The following is a 14,636-nucleotide window of genomic DNA, read 5'->3' on the forward strand; positions in this document are numbered from 1 at the left end:
TATCGCGGAACGTGATGGCAGTCAGAGTGGTATGCCGGATTCCCGATCGCTGATCGTCGGAGGACGATGGAAAGGGCACGTCCGTGCCCGGAACCTCAGGTTCAGCGAAGCGACAGAGAAGTAGTGGAGCACAGTGAAACGCCTGCAATGGCCGCGTTGGATGCCGATCGACCCGTACATCCTCCTGCTGCTGGGGACCGTCGGCCTCGCGGCCCTCTTCCCGGCCCGCGGGACGGCCTCCGACGTGGCGTCCGGTGCCTCCACCGCCGCGATCGCCTTCCTCTTCTTCCTCTACGGCGCCCGGCTGTCGACCCGTGAGGCGCTGGACGGGCTGAAGCACTGGCGGCTCCATGTCACCGTGCTGGCCTGCACCTTCGTCGTGTTCCCGCTGCTGGGCCTGGCCGCCCGCGGGCTCGTCCCGGTGGTTCTGACGCAGCCGCTCTACCAGGGCCTGCTCTTCCTCACCCTCGTTCCGTCGACCATCCAGTCGTCGATCGCCTTCACGTCGATGGCGCGCGGCAACGTGCCCGCTGCGATCTGCGCGGGCTCCTTCTCCTCGCTCGTCGGCATCGTCATCACCCCGCTCCTCGCGGCGGCCGTGCTCGGCGGCAGCGCCGGCGGGTTCTCCGCCGACTCGGTGGTGAAGATCGTGCTGCAGCTGCTGGTGCCGTTCGTCGCCGGGCAGGTGCTGCGCCGCTGGATCGGCGGCTTCGTCACCCGGCACAAGAAGGTCCTCGGGCTCGTCGACCGCGGCTCGATCCTGCTGGTCGTCTACACCGCGTTCAGCGCGGGCATGGTCCAGGGCATCTGGGGCCAGGTGAGCCCGATCCGGCTGGGCGGACTGCTCGCCGTGGAGGCGGTGCTGCTGGCCGTGATGCTCGCCCTGACCTGGTACGGCGCCAAGGCGCTGCGCTTCGACCGCGCGGACCGCATCGCGATCCAGTTCGCGGGCTCCAAGAAGTCCCTCGCGGCCGGGCTGCCCATGGCGAGCGTCCTGTTCGGCGCGCACGCCTCGCTGGCCGTGCTTCCGCTGATGCTCTTCCACCAGATGCAGCTGATGGTGTGCGCGGTCATCGCCAAGCGCCGCGCCCACGACGCCGAGGTCGACGCCCCCGAGCCGGTCACCGCGTCGGCGCCACCTTCAGAGCCACGAACCGCGGTCGGTACAGGGACACGTTCCGGTTGAGCTGCGCCGCGGCGCCGCCCGTCTCCAGCCAGTTGACGTCATAGCTCAGCACGAGACGCCCGTCGTCGCTCAGCTCGGGGTGGGTCTGCGGGTTGTAGGCGGCGACCTGGCCGCCCTGCGGCAGCGACGGGCTGAAGTCCCTCGTCGGCCCGTGCCACGGGCCGGTCGGGGAGCAGGCCCAGTACGACGTGACGGTCGTCAGCCCCTCGGTCCCCGCGGCCATGGTGAACAGGACGTACGTCCCCCGCACCCGCGCCACCGAGAACGCGCTGCCCACCCCCGTGCGCTGCCCGTCCCCGAGCACCGCACGCGGCCGGGCCTGCGCCCCACCCGCCCACGCGGAGCCGTTCCAGTACTGCCAGGCCCCCGGCTCCGCCAGCCTGCCCTCCCGCACACGTGCGACGTACGCGTGCGAGGCGGGCCGGGACGCGGCCTGGCCGTCGTCACCGCCGAAGACGTACGTCCAGCCGCCCTCCTCGACCAGCGTCGTCCCGAACAGGACCCGCCGGGAGGGATCCGGCACCAGCTGCTGGTCGAAGACCTTCACCACCGACTCGACCCGCAGGCCGGGCAGCGAGAGCGTGGCGACCTCGGTGGCGGTCGGCACCCCGAAGATCCAGGGCGACTGCCCGGCCGTACGCACCCACAGCAGCACCCGCAGGACCTGCTCGGACGAGCCGGGGGAGCGGGGCTCCACTTGGGCCGCGACCGGCCAGCGCCACTGGTCCGGGGCGGGGTCGGGGAAGAGCGGGGTGGGCAGGGTGCGCTCCAGGCGTCCGTCGCGCATGACGACCGCCGAGTTTCGCACCAGGGGAGCGGCCGTGTCCCGCCAGGTGAAGGACTCGCCGAACGGATTGGGCGGGGCGTACACCTGGCCGAGATAGGTGTCCGAGAACAGCCACAGCAACCGCCCGTCCGGCAGCCGGACGGAGTGCGTCCCGTCGCCGCCGGTCCAGTCGTCGCCGCGGGAGGGATCGTCGCCGTAGCGGACGAACTCGGCGTTGAGATCCTCGTCGGCCGACCAGGAGGCGACCGAGTGCGGTGCACACGCGCCACCGCCCTCCCGTTCGCCGTCGTCCGGGAGGGCGGTGAGCAGCACCGCCGCGAGAACCAGGACCAGCAGGACTCCGAGGCCGGTTCCCGTGCGCTGCCGTGCTCGTGTGTCGTCGGGCACTTCAGGGACGTTAGTGGCCTCAGCGCACCTGGTCCATGGGCAGCCACAGGACGGTGTCGGCAGTGGTCGAGGTCTTCTTGCGGGTGGTGGCCAGAGCCGTGGCCTCGATCTCGGCGTCGCCGAGGGCCCGGTTCCACACATGGACGTCGTCGATCGCGCCGGTGAGGAAGGCCCGGCTGTCCATGCGCTGGCCGACATGCACGCCGAACGGCGAGTTGCGGCTGACCGAGCCGGCCACGTCCGCGGTGCTGATCGCCGTACCGTCGAGGAACAGCGTCAGCTGTCCGCCGCCGCGCCGCAGGGCGAGGTGATGCCACCGGCCGTCGTTGCGGGCGCCGTTGAACCACACGGACGCGGTGCGTACGGTCCGGAAGCCCTCCCGGGTGGTCATCAGGGCGCGCACCCGGTCGTTGTCGGGTTCACCGCGCAGCCAGATCTGGGGCTGGGTGGTGCCGATCCCGCCCATCCACAGGAAGGGCTGCTCGCCGCTGGTGGCCGAGTACCGGAAGAACAGCGAAGCCGTGAAGTCCCCTGTCCCGAGCGGGAGTCGGGAGCGGTACGGCAGACGTACGGCGTCGTCCGTGCCGTCGAACTCCAGGGCGTCGCCGAACACGCCCCTGGTGGTGTTCGCGCCGCCGAGGACCGTCGCTCGGGGAGCGCCCGGGGCGATGTCGAGGGTGGTCGGGTCCGGGGCGCGGCGCGGACCGAGCCAGGCCTCGTTGAACCGGGCGAAGCGGATCTCGTCGCGTGCGTCGACGGCACCGCCCTCGTACATCAGGCCCACCGTGGACGCGTCGATGCCCACCATGTCGGAGTAGCCCGACCAGTCACCGGTGACGACCTTGCCGCGGTCCACGCCTTCCCAGGTGGCGCCGCCGTCGTAGGAGGACCGGACCATCATGGTCCGCCGGCGGTCGGGGTCGGCGGGCGCGGACAGCAGCATGCGGTTGCCCAGGCGCAGCGTGGCGGCCTGGACCTGCGGCGTGTACAGGTCCGGCAGGCCGCGGAAGGGCCCGGTGAAGCTGTCGCCGCCGTCGCGGCTGAACGTCTGGGAGCGGTGGCCGAGGTCGGAGCCGTCCTGCTCCCGGCCGCTGATGATGATCGTGCCGTCCGCGCGCTCGCTGAGGGTCACCTCGGACGGCTTCTGCCGGAAGGTGCCGTCGTCGGCGGCGATGGGCCAGGTGTCGATGGCGCCGGCCCGCCAGGTGTCGCCGCCGTCGTCGCTGACGATGAGGGCGGCGTGGTTGGCGCTGACCCGACTGCCGTTCCAGGTCTCGGTGTTGACGCCGAAGACGAGACGCCCGGCGTGCTTGCCCTTGGTGAGCTGGATGCCGTGCACGGGGCCGGTGGCGTACCAGGAGTTCCAGTCCGCCGGCAGTATCTGGTCGCTCAGATCGCGCGGTTTGGACCAGGTCAGGCCGTCGTCGTCGCTGTACTGCAGATAGGGCGAGCGATCACACGGCACGGAACAACTTCCGCTGTCCGTGCGGCCCGTGTTGTACGTCTCCGCCAGCAGGATGCGGCCGGTCTCGCGGTCCACGATCGGCGCGGGGTTGCCGTGGGTGTCGCCGGCGCCGTCGTTGACGACTTGGAGCGGGCCCCAGGTGCGGCCGCCGTCTGTCGACCGCTTGAGCACGATGTCGATGTCGGCGGCGTCGCCGCAGTTGAGCACCCGCCCCTCGGCGAACGCCAGCAGGGTGCCGTCCTTGGTCTTCGTGATCGCCGGGATACGGAAGCAGGCGTAGCCGGGGTCCTGGTCGGCCCTGAAGAGGATCTGCTGCTCGAACAGCGGTGTCCGGGTGGTGGGTTGGGACTGCGCCGGACCTAAGGTCGCGGCCGTCGCCGTGAGGGCGACGGCCGCGACGAGGGCAGCTCTGAGACGTGCGCGAACTCTTGACGGCATGGTGCGGCCCGCCCTTCATCGTCTGGTCATGCGTCCAGGCATCTGAACATTCGGACATCCCACGTCCAAGGTGCGCATCACAGACGTTAGTTGGGCTATCGCACGCATCACAAGAACCGTGCACGTGTCACATCACGGATGGAGTACTGCTTTCCCTCTGAGCAAGGGTGCACCAGCAGCCACCGGGAACTGCACGACGGGGCCCCAACCCGGCGCAGGGGGCGCTCCCCGCCGATCGGGGCCCCGCCGCCGTGTCGCGGGGAGCCTGTCAGGCCTGGGCGGCCGCGGTCCGCAGGGCCAGCCGGTGTTCGCCCGCGTACACGTTCATGGAGCTGCCCCGCAGGAAGCCCACCAGCGTCAGCCCCGTCTCCGCGGCCAGGTCCACGGCGAGGGACGAGGGTGCCGAGACCGCCGCCAGGACCGGGATGCCGGCCATGACCGCCTTCTGGGCGAGCTCGAAGCTGGCCCGCCCCGAGACCAGCAGGATCGTGCGGGACAGGGGGAGGTCCCCGTTCTGAAGGGCACGCCCGACCAGCTTGTCGACCGCGTTGTGCCGGCCCACGTCCTCCCGGATGTCCAGCAGCTCGCCGTCCTCCGTGAAGAGCGCCGCCGCGTGCAGACCCCCGGTCCGGTCGAAGACCCGCTGGGCCGCGCGCAGCCGGTCGGGGAGGCTCGCGAGCAGGTCGGGCCCGACCCGGACCGGGGGAGTGTCGGCTATCGGCCAGCGGGCCGTCGTGCGCACCGTGTCCAGGCTCGCCTTGCCGCACAGGCCGCAGGACGAGGTCGTGTAGACGTTCCGTTCGAGGGTGATGTCCGGCATGGCGATGCCCGGCGCGGTCCTCACGTCCACCACGTTGTAGGTGTTCGAGCCGTCCGCCGTGGCGCCCGCGCAGTAGACGATGTTCTGCAGGTCGCCCGCCTCGCCGAGCACCCCCTCGCTCACCAGGAACCCGGCGGCGAGCGCGAAGTCGTCACCCGGGGTGCGCATGGTGATCGCGAGCGGCTTGCCGTTCAGCCGGATCTCCAGCGGTTCCTCGGCGACGAGCGTGTCCGGGCGGGAGGAGATCGCCCCGTCCCGGATGCGGATCACCTTGCGTCGTTCCGTGACTCGTCCCATGTCGTGTCTCAGTCCCGGTTCTGTACGTGCTGGTAGCCGAAACGGCCCTTGATGCAGAGGTTGCCGTGGGTCACCGGGTTGTCGTGCGGCGAGGTGACCTTCACGATTTCATTGTCCTGCACGTGGAGCGTGAGGTTGCAGCCCACTCCGCAGTACGCGCAGACGGTCGTCGTCTCGGTCTGCTCGGTCTCGTCCCACGTACCCGCCGCCCGCATGTCGAACTCGGACTTGAAGGACAGGGCACCCGTGGGGCACACCTCGATGCAGTTGCCGCAGTACACACAGGCGGAATCCGTGAGGGGCGCGTCATGCTCCACCGCGATCCGGGCGTCGAACCCACGCCCGGCCACGGAGATCGCGAAGCTGTTCTGCCACTGGTCCCCGCACGCGTCCACGCACTTGTAACAGAGGATGCACTTGTCGTAGTCCCGCACATACAACTCGTTGTCGATCCTCGGCTCCTCGTCGACCCGCGCCGCGTCCGGGCCGAAGCGGTCCGGCTTCGCCTCGTACTCCTTGATCCACTCGGCGACCTGCGGGGTGGTCGACAAGTCGACCGAAGAGGCCAGAAGCTCCAGGACGATCTTGCGGCTGTGCCGGGCGCGCTCGGTGCCGGTCTTCACCTCCATGCCTGCCTCGGCCTTGCGTGAGCAGGCCGGGACGAGCGTCCGCGACCCCTCGACCTCGACGACACACACGCGGCAGGCGTTCTTGGGCCGCAGCGTGTCCCCTTCGCAGAGGGTCGGGACGTCCTTCCCGGCGGCCCGGCAGGCGTCGAGGATCGTCGAGCCCTCGGGGGCCCTGGCCTCCTGCCCGTCGATCGTGAACTCGACCAGCCGGCGCGGCACACCCAGCGGTATCGCGGTCATTCGTACGCCCCCAGACGGTCGATGGCGGATTCCACGGCGTTCCAGGCGGTCTGCCCCAGACCGCAGATCGAGGCGTCCCGCATCGCGCGGCCGACCTCCCTGAGCAGGGCGATGTCACCGGAGGCAGCCGCACCCGTCCGCTCGACGATCCGGTGCAGCGCCTCCTCCTGCCGTACGGTCCCGACCCGGCACGGCACACACTGCCCGCACGACTCGTCGCGGAAGAACTCGGCGATGCGCAGCAGCAGCCGGGGCAGCGGGACGGTGTCGTCGAAGGCCATGACCACGCCGGAGCCGAGCGTCGTGCCCGCCTCTCGCGTGCCCTCGAAGGTGAGCGGGATGTCCAGCTCGTCGGGCCGGACGAAACCGCCCGCCGCGCCGCCCAGCAGCACCGCCCGCAGCCCCTTCCGGACCCCGGCCAGCTCCAGCAGCTCGCCCAGCGTCGCGCCGAAGGGGAGCTCGTAGATGCCGGGCCGGTCCACGCTCCCGGACACGCAGAACAGCTTCGGTCCGGTGGACCTCGCCGTGCCGATCGCCGCGTACGCCGGTGCGCCCATGGTCAGGATCGGCAGGACGTTGACCAGCGTCTCCACGTTGTTCTCGACCGTCGGCTTGCCGAGCAGTCCCTTCTCCACCGGGAACGGCGGCTTCGAGCGCGGCTCGCCCCGGTAGCCCTCGATGGAGTTGAAGAGAGCCGTCTCCTCGCCGCAGATGTACGCCCCCGCGCCCCGCCTGATCTCGATGTCGAAGGCGTATCCCTGTCCGAGGACGTCGTCACCGAGCAGCCCACGCGCGCGTGCCTGCGCGATGGCGTGCTCCAGGCGGTGCAGGGAGCGGGGGTACTCGCCGCGCAGATACAGGTAGCCCTGGTGGGCGCCGGTCGCGTACGCCGCGATGGTCATCGCCTCGACCAGCGCGTACGGGTCGCCCTCCATGAGCACGCGGTCCTTGAAGGTTCCCGGCTCGGACTCGTCCGCGTTGCAGACGATGTAGTGCGGGTGGTCGGGCTGCGACGCCGTGGCCTGCCACTTGCGGCCGGTGGGGAAGGCGGCGCCGCCACGCCCGACCAGGCCGGAGTCGGTGACCTCGCGGATGACTCCGGCGGGACCGAGCTCGAAGGCCCGGCGTAGTGCGGTGTAGCCGCCGTGGGCCCGGTAGTCGTCCAGCGACGACGGGTCGACGACGCCGACGCGGCGCAGCAGGGTCAGTGAGGGATCTCCGGCCTGTGGCACCGCCATCGCCGCTGACGGCTCCTCGGACGCCGAGTCCGGCGCGCTCGCGGCGAGGACGGCGTCGTGCACGGTCGTCGGCGCCGAGACCGCCGTACGCACCGGATCGCCTGCCTTGATCGCGAGCGCCGCCGGAGCCCGTTCGCACAGGCCCAGACACGGACTGCGCTCCACCGACACCCCGCTGCCGAGCCCCAGCCGCGCCTCGATCCCGGCGCACAGCTCGCTCGCCCCGGCGGCAGCGCACGCGAGGTCCGTGCAGACGTGGAGCACGGTGGCGGGCCGGGGCTTGACCGAGAACATGGCGTAGAAGGTGGCCACCCCGTAGGCCTCCGACGGCGGCACCGTGAGCCGCCGGCACAGGTAGTCGAGGGCGCCCTCGCTGATCCAGCCGATCCGGTCGTTGATCGCGTGCAGCCCCGGCAACAGCAGGTCGCGGCGGTCCCGGGCCTCGCGTCCGCCACGCGCCCACCGCAGGTCGGCGTCGGACCGGTCGGCGCCCTCCCAGGAGGACTCCGGCGGGCCCAACAGGGCGTCGACGGCCGCCCGTTCGTCGTCCGTCGGTTTGCTGTCGCCGAAGTGCAGGTCCACTTACGTCACCTCACGATGGTCGCGACGGGGAGCTTCTCGATCCGGATCGCCGACGCCTTGAACTCCGCCGTCCCCGCGATCGGGCAGTTCGCCTCGATCGTCAGTTGGTTGGTGTCCACCTCGTCGGGAAAGTGCATGGTCATGAAGGCGAGCCCCGGCCGCAGCGCGGGGTCGACCCACACCGGCGCCACGACCGAACCGCGCCGTGAGGTCACCTGGACCTCCTCGCCGACCACGACCCCGTACCGCTCGGCGTCCTCCGGGCTGATCTCGACGAACTCGCCGCGCCGCAGCGGGGAGGCGAAACTCCCGCTCTGCACCCCGGTGTTGTACGAGTCGAGCCGCCGCCCGGTGGTGAGCCGGACCGGGTACTCCTCGTCGGTGAGGTCGACCGGCGGATCGTGCTGGACGATCCCGAACGGCGCCGGCATCCCGCGCCCGGCGGGGTCCTTCTCCCACAACCGGCCGTGCAGATAGGTCGGTTCGAGCTGCTCGGTGCTCGGGCACGGCCACTGGATGCCCTGGTGCTCCTCCAGGCGTCGGTACGTCATCCCGTAGTGGTCCGGCGACACCGACCTGAGCTCGTTCCACACCGCCTCGGAGTCCGCGTACTTCCACTCGTGGCCGAGCCGCGCCGCCAGCTCGCAGATGATGTCGATGTCCTCGCGGGCCTCACCGGGCGGGGTGACCGCCCGGCGCACCCGCTGAACCCGCCGCTCGCTGTTGGTGGTGGTGCCCTCGGTCTCGGCCCACCCGGCGGTCGCGGGCAGGACGACGTCCGCCAGCTCGGCCGTCTTCGTCAGGAAGATGTCCTGGACCACCAGGAAGTCCAGCTGCCGTATACGCCGTACGGCCTGCTCGCTGTCCGCCTCCGACTGTGCCGGGTTCTCGCCGATGCAGTAGACGGCCTTGAGCGTGCCCTCCTCCATCGCCTCGAACATCTCGGTGAGGTTGAGGCCGTAGTGGGGCTGGATGACGGTGTCCCAGGCCGACTCGAACTTCAGGCGGGTGTCGGGGTCGAGGATGTCCTGGAAGCCGGGCAGGCGGTTGGGGATCGCGCCCATGTCGCCGCCGCCCTGGACGTTGTTCTGCCCGCGCAGGGGCTGGAGCCCGGAGCCGTAGCGCCCGACATGCCCCGTCAGCAGCGACAGGTTGATCAGCGCGCGGACGTTGTCGGTGCCGTTGTGGTGCTCGGTGATGCCGAGGGTCCAGCACAGCTGGGCGCGCTCGGCTCGGGCGTAGGCGTGCGCCAACTCCCGTATGGCGGCGGCCGGTACCCCCGTCACCTTCTCGGCGAGGGACAGGGTCCACGGCTCGACCAGCGCCTTGTACTCCTCGAATCCGCTGGTCGCCCGCTCGATGAACGCCTCGTTGGCCAGCCCCGCGTGGATGATCTCGCGACCGATCGCGTGCGCCATCGGGATGTCGGTGCCGACGTTGAGCCCCATCCAGCTCTCCGCCCACTCGGCGGTGGAGGTGCGGCGCGGGTCGACCGCGTACATACGGGCGCCGTTGTGGATGCCCTTCAGTACGTGCTGGAAGAAGATCGGGTGCGCGAAGCGGGCGTTGGAGCCCCACATCACGATGACGTCGGTGTGCTCGATCTCCTCGTACGAGGAGGTGCCACCGCCCGAGCCGAAGGCCGCCGACAGACCTGCCACGCTCGGCGCGTGGCAGGTGCGGTTGCAGGAGTCGACGTTGTTGGTGCCCATGACGACCCGGGCGAACTTCTGCGCCACGAAGTTCATCTCGTTCGTGGCACGGGCGCAGGAGAACATGCCGAAGGCGCCCCGGTTGCGGGCCAGGCCCTCGGCCGCGCGGGTCAGGGCCTCCTCCCAGGTCGCCCGCCGGAAGGGCGCGTCGCGGGCGTCACGTACGAGTGGGTGCGTCAGCCGGGTGTAGTTCTTCGGAGTTCGGTCGCGTTTCCTCATACGGCGCTCCTCATGCGGCGCTCCTCAGCGCGAGCAGGTCCGAGATGGCGTGCACGGTGCGCAGGGTGGGCACCGGCACGCCGGTGATCTCCGCCAACTCGACGACCGCCGCGAGGAGTACGTCGAGTTCGAGCGGCTTGCCGCGCTCCAGGTCCTGGAGCGTGGAGGTGCGGTGGTCGCCGACCCGCTCGGCGCCCGCGAGTCGGCGCTCGATGGAGACGCCGACCTCGCAGCCGAGGGCCTCGGCGACCGTGAGCGTCTCGGTCATCATGATCTCGATGACCTTGCGGGTGCCGCCGTGCAGACACATCTGCCGCATGGTGGCGCGGGCGAGTGCGCTGATCGGGTTGAAGGAGATGTTGCCGAGCAGCTTGAGCCAGATGTCGTTGCGCAGGTCGGGTTCGACCGGGCACTTCAGGCCACCGGCGATCATGGCCTCGCCGAGGTCCAGACAGCGCTTGGACACGCTGCGGTCGGGCTCGCCGATGGAGAACCGGGTGCCTTCCAAGTGCCGTACGACTCCCGGGCCTTCGAGTTCGGTCGCCGCGTAGACCACGCAGCCGACGGCCCGTTCGGGCGCGAGCACCGCACTGACCGCGCCGTTCGGGTCCACGCTTTCGACGCGGTGGCCGTCGTGCGGGCCGCCGTGTCGGTGGAAGTACCACCAGGGGATGCCGTTCTGGGCGGCCACGACCGCTGTGGTGTCGTGCAGAAGGGGCTCGATCAGCGGCCCGCACGCCGCGTACGAGTTGGCCTTCAGCCCCAGGAAGACGTAGTCGACCGGGCCGACTTCGGCCGGGTCGTCGGTGGCGTGGGCGCGGGCGGTGAAGTCGCCGCGCGGACTGAGCACGCGCACTCCGTGCTGCCTCATGGCCGCGAGATGCGGTCCACGGGCGATGAGATGCACGTCGGCGCCGGCGCGATGCAGCGCGGCTCCGACATAGGCGCCGATGGCACCGGCGCCGAGGACTGCAACTTTCACTTCGGAACGCTCCGTTCGGTCGAGGGAGTACCGCGGAGGTGGCTGGGAAGTAGTGTCCGATCCGGTCGAATGTCGTCGACTGAATATTGTCTACAGTATGGATAGGGGGTCAGCAAGGGTTCGCGCACGGCGTTCGGAAAGGCTTTGCGTACGGCTTTCGATGCGTCCTTCGGACGGTGTTCGACCGTTCGTCGCGCCCGGCATACCGTTCATCGCATACGGTCGACGCGCCGCCTTCTCAACTGCCCTGGTGCTCCCTACCGTTCGGGATCATGAGTCCCCCTGTCGCGCCCCCGGGATGGAGCCGTTGGCTGGTTCCGCCCGCCGCTCTCTCGGTTCATCTGTCCATCGGCCAGGCCTACGCCTGGAGCGTGTTCAAGCCCCCGCTCGAATCAGCGCTCGGCCTCAGCGGCACGCAGAGCGCGCTACCCTTCCAACTCGGCATCGTCATGCTCGGCCTGTCGGCCGCGTTCGGCGGCACGCTGGTGGAGCGCAACGGGCCGCGCTGGGCCATGACCGTCGCCCTGATCTGCTTCTCGTCCGGCTTCCTGCTCTCCGCGCTGGGCGCGGCCACCGAGCAGTACTGGCTGATCGTTTTCGGCTACGGCTTCGTCGGCGGCATCGGCCTCGGCATCGGTTACATCTCGCCGGTCTCCACACTGATCAAGTGGTTCCCCGACCGGCCCGGCATGGCCACCGGCATCGCGATCATGGGCTTCGGCGGCGGCGCGCTCATCGCCTCGCCCTGGTCGGCGCAGATGCTGGACTCGTTCGGCAGCGACAGCTCCGGGATCGCGATGGCGTTCCTGGTGCACGGGCTGTCGTACTCCGTCTTCATGCTGCTCGGTGTGCTGCTGGTCCGCGTCCCGCGCACCGAGAAGCCGGTCGGCGACGGGCCGAGCGCCTTCGACGGGCCGCAGGTGTCCGCGCGCAACGCCGTGCGCACGCCGCAGTTCTGGTGTTTGTGGGTCGTGCTCTGCATGAACGTGACCGCGGGCATCGGCATCCTGGAGAAGGCCGCGCCGATGATCACGGACTTCTTCGCGAACACCTCCACCCCGGTGTCGGTGTCCGCGGCGGCCGGGTTCGTCGCGCTGCTGTCGGCGGCCAACATGGCGGGCCGCATCGGCTGGTCGTCGACCTCCGACCTGATCGGGCGCAAGAACATCTACCGCCTCTACCTGGGGGCGGGCGCGCTGATGTACGGCCTGATCGCGCTGGCCGGGGACTCGTCGAAGCCGCTGTTCATCCTGTGCGCGCTGGTGATCCTCTCCTTCTACGGCGGCGGCTTCGCGACGATCCCCGCCTATCTGAAGGATCTCTTCGGGACGTACCAGGTGGGCGCCATCCATGGACGGCTGCTCACCGCCTGGTCCACGGCCGGTGTCCTCGGGCCGCTGATCGTGAACTGGATCGCCGACCGGCAGGAGGAGGCGGGCAAGGACGGCTCCTCCTTGTACACCATGTCCCTGTTCATCATGATCGGGCTGCTCGCCGTAGGCTTCGTCGCCAACGAACTCGTCCGGCCGGTCCACCCCCGCCATCACATTCCCGCCCCGGAGTCGAAGGAGAAGGAGGCCGCGGATGTCCAGTGACAGCAGTCCGCCCAGCCGACGAGGGCTGATCGCCTTCGCCTGGGTATGGGTGGGGGTGCCCCTCGCGTACGGGGTCTACGAACTCGTGCAGAAGGCAACGCAGCTGTTCACCGGCTAGGGGTTCGGAAGTTGTTCGGGCGTCCGACGGTCTGATCGAAGCTGACAACGCGGGCGCTCGTTTCCTGTGGCATCACGTGCCCTCGTACCCGCGAGTCACTGATCAGACTGGTGAATCCCGTTACCCGAGGTTCGAGGGGATCACCAATCGATGAACGGCTCCCGCATCGCCGCTGTCGGCCACTATCAGCCCGCCAGGGTACTCACCAACGAGGACCTGGCGGGCATGGTCGACACCAGTGACGAGTGGATCATGAGCCGGGTGGGGATCCGCACGCGCCACATCGCCGGCCCCGACGAGCCGGTCGATGAACTGGCCGCCCACGCCGCCGCCAAGGCCCTCGCGGCGGCAGGTCTCGCACCCGGCGACATCGATCTGGTCCTGGTCGCCACCTCCACCGCCATCGACCGGTCCCCGAACATGGCCGCGCGGGTCGCGGCCCGGCTCGGCATCCCGTCGCCCGCCGCCATGGACCTCAACGTCGTCTGCGCCGGCTTCACCCATGCCCTGGCCACCGCCGACCACGCCGTCCGGGCGGGCGGCGCGACCCGGGCCCTGGTGATCGGCGCCGACAAGATGTCCGACGTCACCGACTGGGGTGACCGCACGACCTGTGTGCTGGTCGGCGACGGGGCGGGCGCGGCGGTCGTGGAGGCATCCGAGGACACCGGCATCGGGCCGGTGCTGTGGGGTTCGGTGCCCGAGATGGGGCACGCGGTGCGCATCGAGGGGCAGCCCGCACGGTTCGCGCAGGAAGGGCAGAGCGTCTACCGCTGGGCGACGACCCAGCTACCGGCCATCGCCCGCCGGGCCTGCGAGCGGGCGGGCCTCGCACCCGAGGACCTCGCCGGGGTCGTGCTGCACCAGGCCAACCTGCGCATCATCGAGCCCCTCGCCATGAAGCTCGGCGCGGTCAACGCCGTGGTCGCGCGGGATGTCGCCGAGTCCGGGAACACCTCGGCGGCGAGCATTCCGCTGGCGTTCTCCAAGCTTGTGGAGCAGGGGCGGATCTCCAGCGGGGACCCGGTGCTGCTGTTCGGGTTCGGCGGGAATCTGTCGTACGCCGGGCAGGTCGTCCGCTGTCCCTGACGCCGGTGTGATGTGGCCAACTCCCCGGTTCCCTGGTCTTTGTGCGCCGTAGACTGTAGACGAAAGACAATCGATACTGGCTTTCCGTGACGGCCGGCTACGGGACGCAGTCGCCCGGCGTTCGCCCAGGAGGGGACCGATGTTGTCGACAGGACTGCCGCAGGGTGCGGTGCCCAAGCTCGAACGGCCCGGTCCGCTGCGCGACCGCGTCTACGAGGCGCTGCTCGAACTCATCACGACCCGAGCCCTCCAGCCCGGCCAGCACCTGGTCGAGAGCGAACTCGCCGGCCACCTCGGTGTGTCACGGCAGCCGGTGCGCGAGGCGCTGCAACGGCTGAACACCGAGGGCTGGGTCGATCTGCGGCCCGCCCAGGGCGCGTTCGTGCACGAGCCGACGGAGGAGGAGGCCGACCAGCTCCTCACCGTCCGCACCCTCCTGGAGGCCGAGGCCGCCCGGCTCGCGGCCGCCCACGCCGACAGCCCCGGCATCGCGGCCCTGGAGCAGCTCTGCACGGAGGGCGAGAAGGCCGTCGCCGCCGATGACGTGGACGCCGCCGTCGCCCTCAACGCCCGCTTCCACGCGAAGATCATGGACCTCGCGGGCAACGCGGTCCTGGCCGAGCTGGCGGCACAGGTCGACCGACGCGTCCGCTGGTACTACACGCCTGTCGCCCGCCAGCGTGGGCAGCAGTCCTGGATCGAGCACCGGGGGATGATCGCCGCGATCACGGAGCGGGACGAGCAGCGCGCCACCGAGCTGATGCGGGAACACACGGAGCACACGCGGCGGTCGTATCACGCGCGTCAGCGGTCGTAGCAGCACTCACCGCGGGTGCGCGGCCCCCGTGTCCT

12 protein-coding genes are annotated in these 14,636 nt (G+C 70.4%); 5 read left to right on the forward strand and 7 right to left on the reverse strand.

The window, feature by feature from the left end; all coding sequences use genetic code 11:
- The first annotated feature begins 160 nt into the window (after nucleotides 1-160).
- A complete protein-coding gene (locus tag BLU79_RS13050; RefSeq protein WP_177000996.1) occupies nucleotides 161-1,186 on the forward strand; it encodes a bile acid:sodium symporter family protein in 1,026 nt (341 codons plus the stop codon).
- On the opposite strand, the gene BLU79_RS13055 is transcribed toward BLU79_RS13050, so the two are convergent.
- From BLU79_RS13055 to BLU79_RS13085, 7 genes are all read right to left on the reverse strand, one after another.
- Nucleotides 1,122-2,360 (reverse strand): DUF4185 domain-containing protein, encoded by a 1,239-nt coding sequence (locus tag BLU79_RS13055; protein ID WP_093905869.1) that lies wholly within the window; start codon nucleotides 2,358-2,360, stop codon nucleotides 1,122-1,124. The genes BLU79_RS13050 and BLU79_RS13055 overlap by 65 nt on opposite strands.
- Nucleotides 2,361-2,379: 19 nt before the next feature.
- Nucleotides 2,380-4,263, reverse strand: a complete 1,884-nt coding sequence (locus BLU79_RS13060; protein ID WP_093905870.1) for a sialidase family protein — start codon at nucleotides 4,261-4,263, stop codon at nucleotides 2,380-2,382.
- Between the two features lie 268 nt (nucleotides 4,264-4,531).
- Complete coding sequence (fdhD, locus tag BLU79_RS13065; protein WP_093905871.1) at nucleotides 4,532-5,380, reverse strand: formate dehydrogenase accessory sulfurtransferase FdhD; 849 nt, start codon at nucleotides 5,378-5,380, stop codon at nucleotides 4,532-4,534.
- Between the two features lie 8 nt (nucleotides 5,381-5,388).
- The gene (locus BLU79_RS13070; RefSeq protein WP_093905872.1) at nucleotides 5,389-6,249 is read right to left on the reverse strand and encodes a 2Fe-2S iron-sulfur cluster-binding protein; all 861 of its coding nucleotides are present in this window, start codon (nucleotides 6,247-6,249) and stop codon (nucleotides 5,389-5,391) included.
- Nucleotides 6,246-8,069, reverse strand: a complete 1,824-nt coding sequence (locus BLU79_RS13075) for an NAD(P)H-dependent oxidoreductase subunit E (protein WP_093905873.1) — start codon at nucleotides 8,067-8,069, stop codon at nucleotides 6,246-6,248. Before BLU79_RS13075 ends, BLU79_RS13070 begins: the two co-directional genes overlap by 4 nt.
- Nucleotides 8,070-8,074: 5 nt before the next feature.
- Nucleotides 8,075-10,000, reverse strand: a complete 1,926-nt coding sequence (locus BLU79_RS13080) for a molybdopterin oxidoreductase family protein (RefSeq protein ID WP_093905874.1) — start codon at nucleotides 9,998-10,000, stop codon at nucleotides 8,075-8,077.
- Nucleotides 10,001-10,010: 10 nt separating this feature from the next.
- Nucleotides 10,011-10,982, reverse strand: a complete 972-nt coding sequence (locus tag BLU79_RS13085) for a 2-dehydropantoate 2-reductase (protein WP_093905875.1) — start codon at nucleotides 10,980-10,982, stop codon at nucleotides 10,011-10,013.
- Between the two features lie 272 nt (nucleotides 10,983-11,254).
- On the opposite strand from BLU79_RS13085, the gene BLU79_RS13090 reads away from it, so the two are divergent.
- The 4 genes from BLU79_RS13090 to BLU79_RS13100 all read left to right on the forward strand — a co-directional run bounded on the left by BLU79_RS13090 (nucleotide 11,255) and on the right by BLU79_RS13100 (nucleotide 14,601).
- Nucleotides 11,255-12,577 carry an OFA family MFS transporter gene (locus tag BLU79_RS13090; RefSeq protein ID WP_093905876.1) on the forward strand — a complete coding sequence of 441 codons (1,323 nt, stop codon included), beginning with the start codon at nucleotides 11,255-11,257 and terminating at the stop codon, nucleotides 12,575-12,577.
- Nucleotides 12,567-12,695, forward strand: a complete 129-nt coding sequence (locus BLU79_RS48965; RefSeq protein WP_256333281.1) for an MFS transporter small subunit — start codon at nucleotides 12,567-12,569, stop codon at nucleotides 12,693-12,695. The genes BLU79_RS13090 and BLU79_RS48965 overlap by 11 nt, the downstream gene beginning before the upstream one ends.
- A gap of 150 nt (nucleotides 12,696-12,845) precedes the next feature.
- Nucleotides 12,846-13,784: a beta-ketoacyl-ACP synthase III gene (locus BLU79_RS13095; RefSeq protein ID WP_093905877.1), complete on the forward strand. Its 939-nt coding sequence runs from the start codon at nucleotides 12,846-12,848 to the stop codon at nucleotides 13,782-13,784.
- 139 nt (nucleotides 13,785-13,923) lie between these two features.
- Complete coding sequence (locus BLU79_RS13100) at nucleotides 13,924-14,601, forward strand: GntR family transcriptional regulator (protein WP_093905878.1); 678 nt, start codon at nucleotides 13,924-13,926, stop codon at nucleotides 14,599-14,601.
- Nucleotides 14,602-14,636 lie beyond the last annotated feature (35 nt).

This window comes from Streptomyces sp. cf386 (assembly GCF_900103585.1).
Lineage (GTDB): Bacteria > Actinomycetota > Actinomycetes > Streptomycetales > Streptomycetaceae > Streptomyces.